Origin of the sequence: Streptococcus sp. SP8 (assembly GCF_030440045.1) — a bacterium.
GTDB classification, from domain to species: domain Bacteria; phylum Bacillota; class Bacilli; order Lactobacillales; family Streptococcaceae; genus Streptococcus; species Streptococcus parasanguinis_I.
In genome coordinates this window covers 1-18,908 of record NZ_JAQFJL010000017.1, presented here as the reverse complement: position 1 = coordinate 18,908, position 18,908 = coordinate 1, and the positions used below count along the sequence as shown (strand labels likewise).

General features: G+C 43.4%; 8 protein-coding genes. All 8 read right to left on the bottom strand.

The features are described 5' to 3' along the window. Positions 1 to 15 precede the first annotated feature (15 nt). Positions 16 to 486, bottom strand: coding sequence for an accessory Sec system protein Asp3 (gene asp3, locus PCY11_RS09460; protein WP_024056283.1), 471 nt, complete (start codon positions 484 to 486; stop codon positions 16 to 18). After that, positions 483 to 2,027 (bottom strand): accessory Sec system protein Asp2, encoded by a 1,545-nt coding sequence (gene asp2 / locus PCY11_RS09455; RefSeq protein ID WP_301362726.1) that lies wholly within the window; start codon positions 2,025 to 2,027, stop codon positions 483 to 485. The genes asp3 and asp2 overlap by 4 nt, the downstream gene beginning before the upstream one ends. Further along, the gene (gene asp1, locus PCY11_RS09450; protein ID WP_024056285.1) at positions 2,020 to 3,609 is read right to left on the bottom strand and encodes an accessory Sec system protein Asp1; all 1,590 of its coding nucleotides are present in this window, start codon (positions 3,607 to 3,609) and stop codon (positions 2,020 to 2,022) included. The genes asp2 and asp1 overlap by 8 nt, the downstream gene beginning before the upstream one ends. A gap of 8 nt (positions 3,610 to 3,617) precedes the next feature. Beyond that, positions 3,618 to 4,835 (bottom strand): accessory Sec system protein translocase subunit SecY2, encoded by a 1,218-nt coding sequence (secY2, locus tag PCY11_RS09445; protein ID WP_042760209.1) that lies wholly within the window; start codon positions 4,833 to 4,835, stop codon positions 3,618 to 3,620. Between the two features lie 223 nt (positions 4,836 to 5,058). Then, the gene (locus tag PCY11_RS09440; RefSeq protein WP_070676006.1) at positions 5,059 to 6,063 is read right to left on the bottom strand and encodes a sugar transferase; all 1,005 of its coding nucleotides are present in this window, start codon (positions 6,061 to 6,063) and stop codon (positions 5,059 to 5,061) included. 183 nt (positions 6,064 to 6,246) lie between these two features. Then, positions 6,247 to 10,947: an accessory Sec-dependent serine-rich glycoprotein adhesin gene (locus PCY11_RS09435; RefSeq protein WP_301362725.1), complete on the bottom strand. Its 4,701-nt coding sequence runs from the start codon at positions 10,945 to 10,947 to the stop codon at positions 6,247 to 6,249. 195 nt (positions 10,948 to 11,142) lie between these two features. Next, positions 11,143 to 17,892 carry an accessory Sec-dependent serine-rich glycoprotein adhesin gene (locus PCY11_RS09430; protein ID WP_301362724.1) on the bottom strand — a complete coding sequence of 2,250 codons (6,750 nt, stop codon included), beginning with the start codon at positions 17,890 to 17,892 and terminating at the stop codon, positions 11,143 to 11,145. A 180-nt stretch (positions 17,893 to 18,072) separates the two neighbouring features. Further along, positions 18,073 to 18,908 (bottom strand): LPXTG cell wall anchor domain-containing protein (locus tag PCY11_RS09425; protein WP_301362723.1); only part of this gene is annotated, 836 nt, incomplete at its 5' end.

The following is an 18,908-nucleotide window of genomic DNA, read 5'->3' as shown; positions in this document are numbered from 1 at the left end:
TGCAGTGATGTTCGTCTATTCGAGAACTTCTGCTCCCTCAGACGATATTGGTTGAATCGTGAAATAGTGGAAGGTAAACTCTTGCAAACCTGCACTGAGCAAGCGTACTTCATATGCGTATGCTTGATCTGGGTAGGTAAACGGCAAGCGACCTTCTGCGGTTACTCGACGGCCAACGACCTCTCCAAAGCGATCTTTGAAGACAATTTCTACCATAACGGTATGAGCAGGAGTCGCTTCCATCGTGATAACCAATTCATAATCTTGTTCTCTTTTGAGCAGGGGCAGACTAGGAATTTGACGAGTTGCACCAAAATTTGTCTGCGAATGCCAAGTTTTCAGCACTTGACCAGATGGCATGAGGGGGTTCTGAAACTGAACGCTTCCTTGAGCAGTTACCTGAATGGTCGACCCCCAAAGATAATCTGCTAGAACAGTATCGCCCCAGTAGATTCGTCTGCTTTCATTTTCTTTTATTTTTATCATTGGTTTCTTCCAAAATCCCTTTCCATGATTTCATTGTACTGGGTCATAAACCATTCAATGATTGGAGCACTCGCGTCATTGTGCCGACCAGCGCGACTGGTGCTGATAATACGAACCGGCAATTCATACAAGGCCTCTAAAATATCTGGATAAGCCTGCTGATCGTAGTCATCATCCCTCATATAGGCAAGGGCTAAAATCGTATCCTTGAAATCTGCCTGATCAAACCGGTCCCAGAAGCGTTGATTGAGCTGACCGATCCCTTCTTGCGACACTTGACCAATGATCAACTGCATCATATCTAGGGATGTTCCAAACTCATCTGGGCGTTTAAATTTCAGGTTGGCAGCGACATCCCCCAGGTTGACAATGGGTTTTCCGACCAAGATCGCATGAGGAGAATAAAGAGCACCATAGTAAAGAGCACCATAGGTCCCCATGGACAAGCCTGAGAAATTCATATCTTTTGGCTCAAAACCGAGCAAGTCCAAGTGCTGATCAATAAAGGCAGTGATTTGATTTTCCAATTCTTCTGAGCCCATATAGAAGGATCCACCCTCCAGTCTTGGGTCAGAAAAGAGAATAAAGGGACTCCCCATCGCACGCATCATCCCAAACCCTTCAAATCCTTCGGCTGGACGATACCCAGAAAAGTAAATGTTTAAAGGTGGCTTCATATCGCCAGGATGGAAATAAGCAAAAATTTCTTGGCGTTTGTGGTCCCGTAGCGTCTTAGCTCCTACGGTCATCTCTCCTAAAGGACCATGTGACAAGCGCTTATGTAAGGCTCCGATCGTAAGCGCCCCCTCTCCTTTTGCTTCCAGCGAAAAGGCTAGGTAATAAGGTTCTGCTCCATCCAATTCTAGCGGTTGCTCCATCTCTTCTTCTGAAAAGACTGCATCTTTGACCCACTCTCCCAGTGCACCAAAGCGATAAAATTGAATCCGCAATTGCAGCTGACAGCTTGGATCTTTTTCATATTCCAACCAAAAATTGATAGGATGGCTAGCATCATACACGTAGTTGTAGACCCACTGAGCAATCGGTGTAAACTCTTCACCGTATGATCCATCTAGCTTCAGAAAATGTTGCCCCAGCACCGTTTGCTGGCCAGCAAAATCAGGTCTCACTCGCAGGTCACGAACCGTAAAGGCATCTCCATATTGATTGTCGTATAAAAAGCGCTCTAAGACATAGAGAAATTGATGCTTGTTTGAGAAATCCCAGGGTCTTGCTTGCTTGAGTCTTAAGAGGTGGGCCAATTCGTCAGAAGGCGCCTCTAGTTCATGGCTTTGATCATAAAAAACGGTATAAGGTTGAAAATAAGCCAGGTCTTCGCCTAAAGCTAATAAATCTTCTGGCTTTTCTAGAATCAAGGCTTTGAATTTGGAGATTTCCTCTTCTTCCATATACTCTTTGAGCGATGGAAGAGCGGCAGCTTGAAAAAAGTGCCAGCCTAGTCCATCAGGAAGCTCCACCTGATCCTGCCAACTGCTTGAGCCGATTTGGAGAATATGGGGTATTTGTTGTTTTTTATCCATGACGTTCTTTCATCCATCCTTCCCATTTCTCGATCAAGCGTTGACCGGTGTATTCTTGAATTTTTTCGATCGAGTAGACCAAGGCTTCGTTCCAAGGCTTCAATTCGAATAAAAAGTGAGTAATCGCCTTCTCTAATTCCTTGTCTCCCTTTGATAAGACATAGCCATTTTTCAAATGATCAACATATTCTGTCTGGACGCGGTTGACCTGAGGAATCCCAGCAGAGATCCCTGCAATCTGAGTATAGAGGTTGGGTTCCTCGCTTAAATCTACGATCAAGCGGGTTTTTTCCAACTCTTGAATAATGTCATTTTCATTTGAAAAATTCTTAACTACAAAGCGATAGTCCGGTGCGTCTTGTACGGACTCTTCATCGATAATCTGGTTTTCCCCAAGCCCTTCCATTTGGGCTGGTGATTGAACCAGATGCAAGTCCTGCTCGCTAGCGATCAATTCCTCGAGTTGCCCTTCTAATTCCTTAACACGCTCCGGCGAGCCATTGTAAAATGCAAAAACAACTTCAAATAAAGGATGGTGAGACAACACTTCTAAGACCTTCTTGAGCTGGCTCTTACTTGGGAGCTCGGCTTCATTGACATAAAAGTAAATCTTCGATTCCTTGCGCTCCTGACTAGAACCCAAACGGAGTCGGGAGTCAAAAGAGGTGATCCGGTGTGTCTTTTGAGCCAAACTAGGAGAAAAGACTCCAATCGCTTCTTTGGTTTTTTCACTATCTGTAATCAAGAGCTGGGCATCAATCATATCAAAATAGAGGGCAAAATTTTCAGCAGACAAGGGCTGACGATCCCCATAGAAAGACAAGACTTTCTTGACGCTACTTGCTGTATCTTGTAAAAAAGCCAAATTTGCTGGATGAGCTGCCAGAACCAACTGATCTCGTCCTGGAACCAGAGTCAGTAAATGTTCCTTCATTTTTTCAGCTACAACTTCTCCTATATCAGAGTAGCTTTCTTTTTTGAAGGCATGAAAGAAAGCTTCATTGACCATGACGGAGCGGTTCTCTTCGATCAACATCTCTCTCAAAACCCATTGTCCATCAAAACTCAGATACTCTTGGAAATAAGGTTTGCCATCTTTATAGTATACCCTACTAGAAATAAACCCACGGTCATCTAAATATTCGACATATAGGATTTCATCCTCTTTATAACGGGTTAGGGTAAGGATATTTCCATCCACTCCCATATCAATTTTCGCTAGGTGGTGGCCCTTTCGAAATGCCATTACCAAAAAGGGAGTGTAGGAAAAAGTGGTCTCACTTGGCCATTCGATGTCCTGAAGCTGGACTGGGCGCATAGTCAAATCAGACGGAACCTGTTGGATTTTATCAAAAATCGAAAGAACATCTGTCTCTAACAAATCTTGGCGGTGTAAAAAATAGCGCAGTTGTGGACTATATTGAGGCAACAATAAGATCCGATCCATTTCTGCTTCTTGAAAAATACGAACTTGATTAATGGTATCGTCAAATTCAATGGACTCTCGCATCCAGTACCAAGGGGTAGCTGTTTGCTGCCAGATGCGGTCCGTTCCATACCAAGCTGGTACAAAATAATACATGGTTACTCCTAGAATATTCTTGTATAACGTTGATTCACTCGAAGGGCACGAATTTCTTCTCGGATATTGTAAATCATCCCGACAAACATGAGAAAGGTTCCTGGAATCATGGTCAAGCGCAAGAGATCCTTATCCCATAACAAGAGAGAAAAAGGAAGCGCTGTGAAGAGGATCAGATACAAGGTCCCAAAAACAGTCAAGCGTAGCACAATTTTATTGATATAGCGACGTGTATCTGCTCCCGGATAGACATGATCGATATACTCAGAAGCCTTCATCATCTTATCTGCAATTTCTTCTCCGTTCACATTGACAAAGGCGAAAGCAAAAGAGAGAAGGGCGATCATCAGAATGTAAAGAAGGATCCAAATCGGATCTCCCATCACCAAGTGTTTGGCTAAATGAGCAGCCCACTTGGCATTGGAATCCATAGACAAGATCAAGAGCATGGCATACTGAGGAATGGACACCAAGGTCATGGCGTACATAAAGGGCATCCCTCCTGCTGGGTTGATCTTGATATCCAAAAAAGTATAACTTTTCAAGTTGTTGTGGATCCCTAATTTATTGACAGGAATCTGGTACTTGGAATATTCCACTAAGACTGCCACATAGACAAAAATCAAGATGAAAATCACGCCCAGAACATAAGCGATTTCTGGTATATTATTGACATTTGAAAGGGTCTGCATCACGTCTTCTGGCAGGTACATAACCATCCCAGCCATCATGATGACCACAGAGCTTCCAAGCCCCAAAGCGGCATTTAGATCGGAGAGCCAAACTAAAAAGAAGGCTCCAGCTACCATAATCATGGTATTGACCGCAATGACAAGTCCAGAGTTCAACCCTGTCTTCAAAGGGAGATACATGGCCACTGCCAAAGACTGGACGATGGCGAGCACCAAGGTTACGTACATCTTTCGCCGTTCCACAATCTCCGTGCTGGTTTTTTCGAGGTTAAAGCGTTTTGAAACGGTAAACATCCGCCACAAAATCATGGAAGACATCCATGGGGATAGACCGATCGAAAAGATCGACATCCCGCGGAGGTTTCCCCCCATCACAGCGCTTGAGAGCTGCAAGCCCGTTGTCGTTCCCTCATTGAGTCTCAAGGCCTTTGATAAGTCAACAAAAGGCAGGGAAATTTTACTTCCCAAAACATAAATAAAGACGAAAAATATCGTCCAACAAAATCTCTTTCCTACTTCAGATCGTTTTAACATTTCTTTTAAACTTTCTCTTACTCATTTTGACTCTTCCACTTGGAAAACAGCCTTTAAATATGTGCCTTTAGAGCATTTTATCTCAACTTATTTTACCATAATTTGCTTATTTTCTACACTTATTTGTCACTAATCCTTAATATTGTAAAAAATTATAGCCTTGGTACCGTATTCAATAAAAAATTCTTCAGATTTATGTCTGAAGAATCCTATTTTATTCTATTTATTTTCCTAAAGCCATGACACTATCAACAAATAATTTCTTTGTAAAATAGCCATTGCGAATCAAATAAGAAGTATGTTGAGCCTTTTGAACCATTTGGGCATACTCTTCTTCTGTGCAGTCTTGAACCAAACGATTGGCTTCTTCGAGACTGGAGGCTACAAATCCGAGCCCTTTTTCTCGAATATAGTCTGCATTTGACAAATAATCTGGTACCACTACTGGAAGACCAGCAGAAAGATAGGTTGATAGTTTGTAGGAAATATTTTCTTTGTAGTAATCCCGCTCATCCTCAGGATTCTCTGAATTTCCCCAGACAAGTCCAAAACCTCCCTTGGAAAGTTCGAGAAGCAACTCTTGCTTGGTCCGCCAGCCTTCAATATGGACCTTAGAATAATCGACTCCTTCAACTGGTTCGGTATAGACATGAAGGGGGGTATCATATTTCCAATCGATGATATGTGGGAAACGTGACGGATTTCCTGAGAAGATCAGTTTTTTCTCAAATTGCGGAGTATAGAGATCCAAACTGTGGGTCAAATCCCACAACTTTTGGACCACATATTTTTTTACTGTAAGCCCTTCTGATACTAGACGATGGTACATCTGTTCTGAGGGGACTACAACAAGGTCGCTCTTATTATACATCTCAATATAAGCAGGCATGAGATAATAATTACTTTCAAACATGAGTGGCGGGACATCATGGATGAACATGACCAGTTTGGTTTGAAGGAGTTTTAACTTATCCACTAAACGATTATCCCACTCAATTCCGTTCCAAGAGGGTGATTGAACGAAGACGATATCTCCAAAAGCTACACCAGCTAAAATACCGTCCATCCGTGAATTCAACTCACCAGCCGGTTCATTAGTTTGATCATAAAAGTAGATCCCAAGTTCATTAACCCCGAGTTCACGAACCACATTCATAATATCATTTTGCGCCATTAAGGCAACACTTTGCGAAGATTGCCCAAATAAATTTGTGAAATGGATTTTCATTTTTTCCCTCAAACTCTTATTATTGATCCTATATTGTAATTGCATATAGACAGATACATTTCTCACAGGTATCCTTCTCTATATCACTTTACTCAAAACTTCCTTGTCCATTATAACATATTTCCCAACTTCTTAGACATTCTAGATCAATAAAAGACCAGTTCATTCCGGTCTTTTAAGGTTTTATTTGCCATCCTTTTTCCGAATTCCTAAAAGGGCTAATCCAGACAGAAGAATGGAAGCTCCTGTAGCAAGAATATTAGATGAAGGATGGGTACCTGTCTCTGGAAGAGCAGGTTCTGAAGAACGCGTCGCACTTAGTGAGCTTGTGTCTGATGGAGATTCTGAGTAAGAGGTGCCAAACGAAGACACGACAGACTCCGAAGAACTTGTCACAGCAGAGAAGCTTGACGCATAAGACACACTGATCCATTCAGAAATTTCCTGCGATAGGGATTGACTCTCTGTTGATGATGCGCTTATAGAATCTGAAACACTCGTCAAAGGAAATTCAGATACTCGCATGGACGTTGAAGCCGATTCGCTTGTTGAAAGGAGTGAAGCTGATTGGCTATAGGAGTCAGACTTCGATAGCGAGGCCGACGCTAGAGATTCTGAATGGGATGTCCATTGTGAAGCAGATAGACTCTCAGAAACGGATCGAGAGAACGATCCAGACTCTGAAACCTGCGATGCAGCTACGACATGAGAAGTTGAAGCCGATTCGCTTGTCGAAGCAGAAGCTTGAACTAATGAATCTGATTGACTCGCGGAAACCGAAGCTTGGACCAACGACTCTGAGTAGCTATTAGAGATCGAAGCTTGTATCAACGATTCAGACTGGCTTGCGGAGACTGATGCTTGAACTTGTGACTCAGATTGGCTCGCTGAAGTCGATGCTTGAACCAACGACTTTGATTGACTGGCAGATACAGATTCCTGAACCAACGACTCTGATTGACTTGCAAAGATCGAAGCTTGAACTTGTGATTCTGACTGACTCCATGATGTTGATTGCAAATCAGTCGATACTTGCGATTCCGACTGACTCATTGAATCAGAACGAGAAAAGGACATAGATTCTGTATTTTGAGACTTAGATTCGACATCAGAAGTAGATTGTGATTGACTCACTGAAACCGATTCTTGTACTAACGATTCTGATTGGCTCGCTGAAACTGATGCTTGAACCAAAGACTCTGATTGGCTAGACGATACAGATGTCTGAGCCAAGGAGTCTGATCGACTGGCGGAAACTGATTCTTGTACTAACGACTCTGATTGACTCACTGAAACCAAGGCTTGTACCTGCGAGTCTGATTGGCTCGCTGAAACTGACGCTTGTACCAACGACTCAGACTGACTTGCTGAAACTGATTCTTGTACCAATGACTCAGACTGACTTGCTGAAACTGATTCTTGTACCAATGACTCAGACTGACTTGCTGAAACTGATTCTTGTACCAATGACTCAGACTGACTTGCTGAAACTGTGGCTTTTACCAAAGACTCTGATTGGCTAGACGATACAGATTCCTGAACCAAGGAATCAGACTGACTCGCGGAAACTGATTCTTGTATCAAGGAATCGGACTGACTCGCTGAGACTGACTCTTGTACCTGCGAATCAGACTGGCTCGCAGAAACGGATTCTTGAACCAACGACTCTGACTGACTGGCCGATACAGATTCCTGAACCAACGACTCTGATTGGCTAGCAGATACGGATTCCTGAAGCAAGGAATCTGACTGACTCAACGAAACGGATTCTGACAGCTTTTTGCTCATCGAAATAGATTGTGACAAGGAAATCAGTTGAGAAACCACTTCCTCCGATCCAACAGCTGATGTCGACTGCGATTGAGACACAGAAATTGATCTAGATGCTAAATTAGATAAGGATACCGACTGACTCAACGAAACAGATTTAGAGGCTTTTTCAGACTCACTCTTAGATGCTGATGCTGCTTTTGATTGTGAGTCTGATTGACTGGATGATACCGACTCTTGGACCAGCGAATCTGACTGACTTGCTGAGACAGATTCTTTAACCAGCGAATCGGATTGACTGGCCGATACAGACTCCTGAACCAATAATTCCGATTCACTCTCAGAAACTGAGGCTTGGACCAACGACTCTGATTGGCTTGCCGAAACGGACTCTTGAACCAATGAATCTGACTGGCTTGAAGAAACCGACTCTTTGAGCAGCGACTCGGACTGGCTAGCAGAGACTGAGGCCTGAACTAACGAATCCGATTGACTTGCTGAAACAGAGGCCTGAACCAACGAATCAGACTGGCTGGCAGATACGGATTCTTTAATCAAGGAATCTGATTGACTGGCTGAAACCGACTCTTGGACTAGAGACTCCGACTGACTAGTGGAGATCGATTCCTGAACCAACGAGTTGGATTCGCTTGTCGATACAGATTGTGACAAGGAAATCGAGGTTGAAACCTGTGAATCTGATTGACTGGCGAAGCTAGATGCTTGTGACAAGGAAACGGACTCACTGACCGAAACAGATTGAGAAGATGAAATGGATTCTGAAACTAGTGACTCTGAAGTTGAAATCGAGAAGTTTTGAGATTGTGAAGCAGATTCTGACGGTGTCATCTTCCGATAGTAATAATTCACACTCGTTAAGGGATATGAATCTACTATTTTTTTGATCGTTTGTTTGAAGTTGGAAAAACCATCTGCTCCTTGAGGTGTTGCATCTTCTCCAACGACCATGGTCGTATTTTTATCGAGGTAGGCTGATTTTGGAAGTTCCGTGAATGGTTTTGGAACAGTATATTCTATTCCTGTTTTCTCATCAGTGTATGTAACTGTCTCCTTACTAGAGAACCAACCTGTAATATCCAACTCAAAATGTTGGTAATCTATTCGTTTTGGTGTAACATTCAGGAAATAATCCTTGTTTTTACTTTCAACTTTACGAGTTCCACCTAAATCTGAAAGGTTATCCGTACTATCTTGTTTAAATTCTTTTTCATAAACAAGTGTATATACATCGGTTACCTTAGCGTTTCCTACATCACCACTACTAACATCATGGATTTTAGAAGGATCTAAAACATAGTAGCGAAGAGAATAATCACCATTTTGATTAAGGGTGACAACTTCACTTTTAATGAAATGCTCACGCGCATCCCCTAATAGTTCAATTCTTGATTTCCCATTCTTACTATTATCGAACACCCCACTTTTACGATTCGGGAACACGGTATGCGCTGGGACCTGTACATAACCAGGAAATTCGCGTGGATTGGAAGCTGTATAATGCTGGCCTTCCAATCCGTAGATTCTATACTCTAGTAAGGATCTTTCTTTCCCCGTTGGTTCATATTGCCCATTAAACCATCTACCATTCGGGTCCACTTCTCTATAGAAGGTCGATTGTTGTCCCATCATAGATGGAATTTTGATACTAGGATACGTCCTAATCAATTGCCCCTGATTCTCAGGCGTCATGACATCATAAATACTCCGGAATAAGAAAGCCTGTTCCGGAATAAAATTCGTTAGCATTCCAAAGGTCCCATTACCTGTAGAAGGTTCCGAATTAAAAACCTTGTTCCCAAGGGGAGCCTGACCAATTAGTACTTCTTTTGGTAATTGAATATCTTGGCCATATCCTTCTGGAGATACAGTTTGTGAAAAAATTTCAGCCCCATCTGATTTTCGGACAATGCGGAAATAAACATCCATTGCCTTATGCTTTTCCGGATCTATCTCACTGATATCAATCGACATGGTCGCATAGTAACCAAGTGACTCTCCTTGTTTATTCACAAAGTCCCAAATACCAAATGTATAACGATTGGTGTAGGGTTCACCTAAAAAATTTTTCAACTCTTCAGGCGAAAATCTTAAGAGATCTTTATCTAGATGAGGATCCTTAGCATATCCTGGTGTGTCAAGTGTAGGATCTTCTACACTCGCACCATTGGGATCTTCTGGGTTCGGGCTCATATCCAATACATCATCAGCCAAGTATGTTTCCTCAGCTAGAGGAGCCAACTGAGCAGAGATCGCAGGTTTCCCATCTACATTTGTATTTCCCACAAAACCTGCAGCTGTCAAGGTCGTCATCATCTCATCGACAGCTTTCTCCAAACGATCGCGCTGGTCAGCATAAGCTTGAGCACTGGCATTGGTATGGATCAAGTTATTACTTGCAGCCACTTCGGCCTGCACTTTGTTAATGACCGCTTCGACCACTGCTCGGCGATCGGTGTCCGTCATTTTAGATGCGTAATTCCCTGCAATTTCCTGTAGCAATTCAGCTTCAGAGGTATTTTGTTCTAAAACAGTAGCTTCTTCTAAACTAGTCGGCTCTTCAACAACTACCTCTGACTCTAGAGCTTGAGCAGACTCACTAAGTGCCGTTGATAATGCAGTTGATCCAACTTCGCTCAAGGACAAAGAGGTGGATTCACTGATCGAAGCAGACGCACTCTCAGATGTAGAAAAACTAGTTGATCCTGAAACAGAGATGGATTCTGAAGGCTGGCTTGAAGTTTTTGCTAAGACCACACTATCCACTTCTACCAAGGTTTCCTCTTTTGTCTCAGAAACCGTTGGTGCAAGTGATGTTGCATCCTCCGCCTTAGCAGTCGTAGCAAGCACAGCACCACCAAAAACAGTCCCTACCGTAATCAAACCCTTTAAGAAGGCTTGGTTATGCTTTTGACTTTCTATTTGATCTTGCTGCACGTTGGCAATGATAGTCTCCTCCACTTGCCCACGCACCACGCGAAAGAGGCCTAGAGCAGCTGTTGATGCTCGAAGCCAATTTTTTCCTGATTTAATTAATTTGAAGCGTACGACACGATCTGTCTCACGAAAGTTTCCTTTTGAACGCTTAAATTGCATGATATTCCCCTTACATTGTAGTCATTATTATTATACAGGAATACTACGTAGATTCAAGTAATTCGCTACAAAAAACTTCTATATTATTGTTTAATTTTCAAATTTTTTGTAACACATTAAAAATACTTCATTCTACTAATAAAAAAGTGAATCTCCTATGAGATTCACTCGAAAAAAATGATATTTCCTACTAGATCAGTTCCCCTTCTTTTTACGTCGGGTAAGTCCAGCAATTCCAGCTAACCCTGTAACTACCCCGAGAAGAACTGATGTTACAGATTCTGTTTCGCCAGTATTCGGAAGCGCCACAGATTGGCTGTGTTTTTGTGAACCACTTGCTGTTTCTGATACAGACAATGACTCTGAACGAGAAATTGATTGGCTCATTGAGTTAGAGTATGAACCGCTACCAGATGTTGATCCTGATTGTAATTGACTCACTGAAACTGAAGTACTTACTGATGTTGAAGTTAATTCAGGTGCAGAGGTACTCAATGATGCTGACTCTGATGCAGATACTGATGTCGAAACCGAAAGCGAAGTAGAGACTGACTGGCTTTCTGATACTGAACTGCTCAACGATGCTGACATTGATTCGGATGTCGAGATTGATTCAGACGTAGACGCTGACAAGGACGCTGAAACTGATTCAGATACAGAAATCGATTCGGACATTGAGACTGATTCAGAGGTTGAGACTGATTCTGAGGTAGAGGCCGACTCAGAGGCTGATGCTGACTCAGATACAGAAACTGATTCAGACGTTAATACTGATTCTGATGTAGACACCGATTCAGACGTTGACACAGATTCTGATGTTGAAACTGACTCAGACGCTGAAACTGACTCAGACACAGATGCCGATTCGGATGTTGACACAGATTCAGACGTTGATACTGATTCTGATGTTGACACTGATTCAGACGCAGAAACTGACTCAGAGGCTGATGCTGATTCTGACGTAGAAACCGATTCTGATACAGAAACGGACTCTGAGGTCGATACTGATTCAGAGGTAGAAACCGACTCGGATGCTGAAACTGATTCAGACGCAGAAACTGACTCCGATGTCGAGATTGATTCAGACGCAGAAACTGACTCCGATGTTGATACCGACGCAGAGGCTGAAACTGATTCTGATGTCGACACTGATTCAGATGCTGAGACTGATTGGCTTACTGAAGTTGAAGCTGATTCGGACACTGATACTGATTCAGAGGTAGAAACCGATTCGGATGTAGACACTGACTCAGAGGCTGACAATGATTCAGATGTCGAGATTGATTCAGACGTTGATACTGACTCGGATACCGACTCAGACGCCGAGACTGATTCAGAGGTTGATGCTGACTCAGATGCAGACAATGATTCTGACGCTGACTCGGATGCAGAAACTGATTCTGAGGTGGACACTGATTCAGATACAGAAACCGATTCGGACGTTGACACTGATTCAGATACAGAAACCGATTCGGACGTTGACACTGACTCAGATGTCGATACTGATTCGGACGCAGATTCTGACTCAGACGCTGACTCGGATGCAGAAACTGATTCTGAGGTGGACGCTGATTCAGATACAGAAACCGATTCGGACGTTGACACTGACTCAGATGTCGATACTGATTCGGACGTTGACACTGACTCAGATGTCGATACTGATTCGGACGCTGATTCTGAATCAGACGCTGATACTGATTCGGATGTAGACACCGATTCAGACGTAGAAACCGATTTACTTACTGAGGTTGAAGCTGATTCAGATGCTGACACTGATTGGCTTACTGAGGTTGAAGCTGATTCAGATGCTGACACTGATTGGCTTACTGAGGTTGAAGCTGATTCGGACACTGATACTGATTCTGACGTTGACACTGATTCAGATGTTGACGCTGACTCAGACGCCGAAACCGATTCTGATATTGACGCTGATTCTGATGTTGACGCTGATTCTGACGTAGAAACCGATTCGGATACAGATACCGATTCTGACGTAGAAACCGATTCGGATACAGATGCCGATTCTGAGGTTGACACTGATTCTGACGTTGAAACTGATTCAGAGGCTGAAATTGATTCGGATGTTGATACTGATTCTGATGCAGAAACTGATTCTGATGTTGACACCGATTCAGACGTAGACACTGATTCGGATGTTGACGCTGACTCGGACGCAGAGGCTGATTCAGAGACTGAGAATGATTCTGATGTTGACACCGATTCAGAAGTTGAAACTGACTCGGACGCGGACAATGACTCGGATGTCGATACTGATTCAGAGGTTGAGACCGACTCAGATGTTGATGCTGACAATGATTCAGAGGTCGAGATTGATTCAGACGTAGATACTGACTCAGAGGTAGAAACTGATTCAGACGCTGATACTGACTCAGACGTTGAGACTGATTCAGATACAGAAACTGACTCGGATGTCGAGACTGATTCTGATGTTGAAACTGACTCAGAAGTCGATACTGATTCTGATGTTGAAACTGACTCAGATGCCGAGACTGATTCAGACGTTAAAACTGATTCAGATACAGAAACTGACTCGGATGTCGAGACTGATTCGGACACTGAGGCTGATTCAGAAGCAGATGCTGATTCGGATGTTGATTCAGACTCTGATGTCAAAACTGATTCTGATGTTGACAATGATTCGGAAGTCGAAACAGATTCAGAAGTAGACACTGATTCTGATACAGAAACCGATTCAGACGCTGAAACTGATTCGGACGTTGATACTGAATCAGACGTTGATACAGATTCTGATGTAGATGCTGACTCGGATGCCGATACTGATTCCGATACAGAAACAGACTTGGAAGTCGACACCGATTCAGAAGTCGAAACGGACTCGGATGCAGATGCTGAAACTGACTCAGACGTTGAGACTGATTCGGATGCAGAGGCTGATTCTGAAGTAGACACTGATTCAGAAGCAGAGGCTGACTCAGATGTTGAGACTGACACTGAAGTAGAGACTGACACTGAAGTAGAGACTGACTGACTTTCTGATACTAAAGTGCTCAACGATGCTGACAATGATTCTGATGTCGAGATTGATTCTGATACAGAAACCGATTCAGACGTTGAAACTGATTCGGACTCTGAGACTGATTCTGATGTTGAAACTGATTCAGAAGCAGAGGCTGATTCTGAGGCTGATACCGACTCAGATTCTGAGGCTGATTCTGATGCTGATACCGACTCAGATTCTGAGGCTGACGCTGATTCGGACGTAGATACTGACTCAGAGACTGAGACTGACTCAGATGTCGATACTGATTCAGAGGTTGAAACTGACTCAGACGCTGATACTGATTCGGACGTTGAAACTGATTCGGAAGTCGATACCGATTCAGAGGTTGAAACTGACTCAGACGTTGAGGCTGACTCAGAGGCAGAAGCTGATTCTGATGCAGAAGCTGATTCTGATGTAGATGCCGATTCAGAAGTCGAGACTGATTCGGACGTTGAAACCGACTCAGACGCTGACACTGATTCAGACGTTGAAATTGACTGACTTTCTGATACTGACTCGGATTCTGAAACTGATTCTGATGTTGAGACTGACTCAGACGTCGATACCGATTCAGAGGCTGAAACTGACTCGGATGTTGAGACTGATTCGGACGTTGACACCGAATCAGACGTTGAAACTGATTCGGATGTTGACAATGATTCAGACGCTGAAACTGACTCGGATGTTGAGACTGATTCGGACGTTGACACCGAATCAGACGTTGAAACTGATTCGGATGTTGACAATGATTCAGACGCTGAAACTGACTCGGAAGTCGATACCGATTCTGAGGTAGATGCCGATTCAGAGGTTGAGACTGACTCAGACGTTGACACTGATTCGGATGTTGATTCAGACTCTGATGTCGAAACTGATTCGGATGTTGACAATGATTCGGAAGTCGAAACAGATTCAGAAGTAGACACTGATTCAGAAGTCGAAACGGACTCGGATGCTGATACTGATTCCGATACAGAAACAGACTCGGAAGTCGACACCGATTCAGACGTTGATACAGATTCTGATGTAGATGCTGACTCGGATGTCGAGAATGATTCTGACGTAGACACTGACTCAGACGCTGATACCGACTCAGACGCTGACACTGATTCGGACGTTGAAACTGATTCTGATGTTGACACTGACTCTGCTGTTGACACCGATTCAGAAGTAGACACTGATTCAGATACAGAAACCGACTCGGACGTTGAAACTGACTCAGACGCTGACACTGATTCAGAAGCAGATACTGATTCCGAAACTTTCACAGATTCAGATTTTCTTGTCGATACAGATTGACTCGTTGAAGCGGATTGAGATTGAGAAACCTCCTTGCTCAACGATTGACTGCGAGATAAACTAGTTTGAGCTGAGACACTTGCAGAAGCTGATTGGCTTAGTGAAGCTGACAAACTTTGTGAGCGAACCGAGCTCAGTGACTGGCTTAATGAAACGCTCTGAGATTGCTTCGCACTTAAAGACTGACTGATCGATTGCGAAGTCTTCGCAGATGCACTCTGACTGTTTGATACAGACTGGCTGTGATCGCTATCTGACAGTTTCACCGCTACGACATTGGTCGTACTATCTTTATAAGTAATGGTGACTGTACCATCACTATTAACCGTATAGGACTTAATCCGGTTAGCCACCTCTGGGTTGACCGCCGACACAGCTGCAATCACCTTGCTCTTATCTGCATCTGTCAATGCTGTTAGACTCGTCACCTGAATAGTGCTTGTCGGCGCCACACCTGGTGTACGATCAGCGAGACGCCCCTGAGTAATCCGAATCTCACCCAAACCATTTGGACGGTTCATATTGGAGGCATTGTCAATAGCCGCGACGTTGCGTTGCCATGTATTCCGGTAGGTATGGTAAAGGTCATCCTTCAGATGAATGGTCGTTGTGATGGTTGCAGGGTTCGCACTGGTAGCCGTAATATCTCCCGTGATAGGAGCAATATCACCTGTTCCATACTGGCTGCCACCAAAGAAATTCCCGTTCAAAGCATTGTCGTTCAGATCCGCTCGTGCAACGACTTTCATTTCTTTCAACTTGCCACTGTCATCAGTAGCTGTAAAGGTCACAACCGCATCATCACCAGCGTAAATAGTATAATTCTTCCCACCACCTTCAAGAGGGGTTGATTTCGGTTCCACACCATTGACGGTCAACTTAGCCGTCACTTCAGGACGTGTGGCATCTGTTACAGCAACCATATTACTGGCATCTGAATACACCGCATAATCACCATACATGATGCGAGCTTTGGCTGTTACACCACCCGTTTGTAACTTAACAGTCGGCGTCACAATCGCTTGACCCGAAGCATCTGCCACAGCTGTTCCCACTTCGTCGTCATTATTGTATAGAACGACTGTAGAACCTGGCTCAGCTCCCGTCACCGTTACAGGCGTCTGTGTGTAAGCCTTATCCAATAATCTCGTTTCAACAGTTGGTGCTGCTAGTCGCTTCACTGGAGCCGTCACATCATTAGTGGTGTTATCTTTATAAGTAATGGTTACCACACCAGATGATGAAACGGAATAAGATTTAAAATCCTTTGAAGTGGCAATATTTGGGTTAGCAGTCTTAAAGGCCTCCCAAACCTTCTCTTTTTCAGCCTGAGCCAAGTTAGTAGTATCATTGACAAAAGTCGCTGTCGTCACAGCCGTAATCGGATTACGGATGCCATCATTTTGCGGCAAAACCTGAATGCGTAGCGTTCGTGTCACTGACTGCCTAGCCGTATTGGTCACTACAAAAGAAACATTATAAATTTTCCCAGGCGTTACGACCTCTGTCTGCCCAACAGTTCCCATGATATTAAAGGCCACTGCACTATTTTTCAAGGCCGATGTTTGCGGAACATTAATGCCATTCACACGGTCACTACCAGAAGCGTAGCCAATGCTTTTAATACTATTTCGTGTAGGATTGGTTTCCACAACATTATAAGCCTGATTAATGTAATCAGAGTTATACACAGAAATCAAGGCATTGTTAGCCAGACCTAAATTATACTGAGGCGCACGGAGACTGGTATCAGCATCTATACGATTCCCGTTACGCGGATCCCGTTGACCAGATGTCGCACGAAGCACCGCATTGACCAAGCGATTCCGAGCACTCTTGGCTTGACTTTCTACAGCATCGATTTGAATTGCTGGATTGGACAAACCAGTACGAATTGCTTCTAAAGCCAGATCTCCACTTTCAATAGCAGATTCTGTCCCAGGAATTTCCAAAGCCTGCGCACGATAGGTGTATAAATCCAAAGCCAAGACCTGCAGACGCTTCACCTGATCTTCTGAGCGAGTGTTTTGTGCCTCTGCTACTTTCTCACTCGTTTCAGAAGTAGCTACATGAATAGCGTTATTCTCTGAGAAAGTGCTACTAGCAGTTTCTGATGTGGACTGACTCGCTGAATGACTAACAACATGAGATTCACTCAAAGAAACCGACTGAGAAAGTGAACTGCTTTCTGAAAGCAACTGACTGCCTGACTTCGAGAGTGATTCAGATTCGCTAGCAGACTGACTCGCTGACACAGAGTCTGTGGTAGACGTCGTCCCCAAAACAAGACTATCCGAACCCGCTACACCAGTCGATGGGCTGATTTCAGACCCAACAGTCGCATTCATCTCATTTTCCTCAGCAAATACTGGATTGGCAACCGTGGTCGCCCCAGCCAGAGCTCCTAGCACAACCAGCCCTTTGACCAGATCTGCAGGCATCGAGTGTGATGAGGCTTCGTATTGAACCACGATCTTTTCATCTACACCACCTCGCATGACACGAAATAGGCCTAACCGAGAAACAGATGCCCGTACCCAATTCTTTCCTGATTTGATTAATTTATAACGTGTGATTCGCTCCGTTTCGCGAAAATCACCCTTCGAACGTTTAAAAAACATGTCCGCTCCTTAAATTTTAGATATCAAGTTATTATACATTATTTTTTCCCTAATGTAACTAATTAAGACCATTTTCTGATACGAAAACAATACACAAAAAGAGAACCCGGAGGTTCTCTTTTTGGATCCTTTTTCATTGACCACATACCTGAAATGATCGAATCAAATTAGGATAGAAGATTATTTTTCATCTTCTTTTTTGCGACGACCAAGAACAGCCGCTCCAGCAAGTCCTGCAACCGCTCCAAGAAGAGCTGATGTTACAGATGTTGTTTCACCAGTATTTGGAAGTGCTACAGATTCGCTGTGTTTTTGTGATCCATTTGCTGATTCTGATGTAGACAATGACTCTGAACCAGAAGCTGATTGACTCATTGAGTTAGAGTATGAACCACTAGCAGAAGTAGATCCTGATTGACTCATTGAGTTAGAGTATGAACCACTAGCAGATGTTGATCCTGATTGGCTCATTGAGTTAGAGTATGAACCGCTACCAGATGTTGATCCTGATTGTGATTGTGATTGGCTAACTGAAACTGAAGTACTTACTGATGTTGAAGTTGATTCAGACGCAGATACTGATTGACTTACTGATGTTGAAGTTGATTCAGATGCAGACACTGATTGACTTACTGATGTTGAAGTTGATTCAGATGCAGACACTGATTGACTTACTGATGTTGAAGTTGATTCAGATGCTGATACTGATTGACTTACTGATGTTGAAGTTGATTCAGATGCTGATACTGATTGACTTACTGATGTTGAAGTTGATTCAGATGCTGATACTGATTGACTTACTGATGTTGAAGCTGATTCAGATGCTGATACTGATTGACTTACTGATGTTGAAGTTGATTCAGACGCAGATACTGATTGACTTACTGATGTTGAAGCTGATTCAGATGCTGATGTACTCAATGATGCTGATTGGCTTGCTGATGTTGAAGCTGATTCAGATGCTGATGTACTCAATGATGCTGATTGGCTTGCTGATGTTGAAGCTGATTCAGATG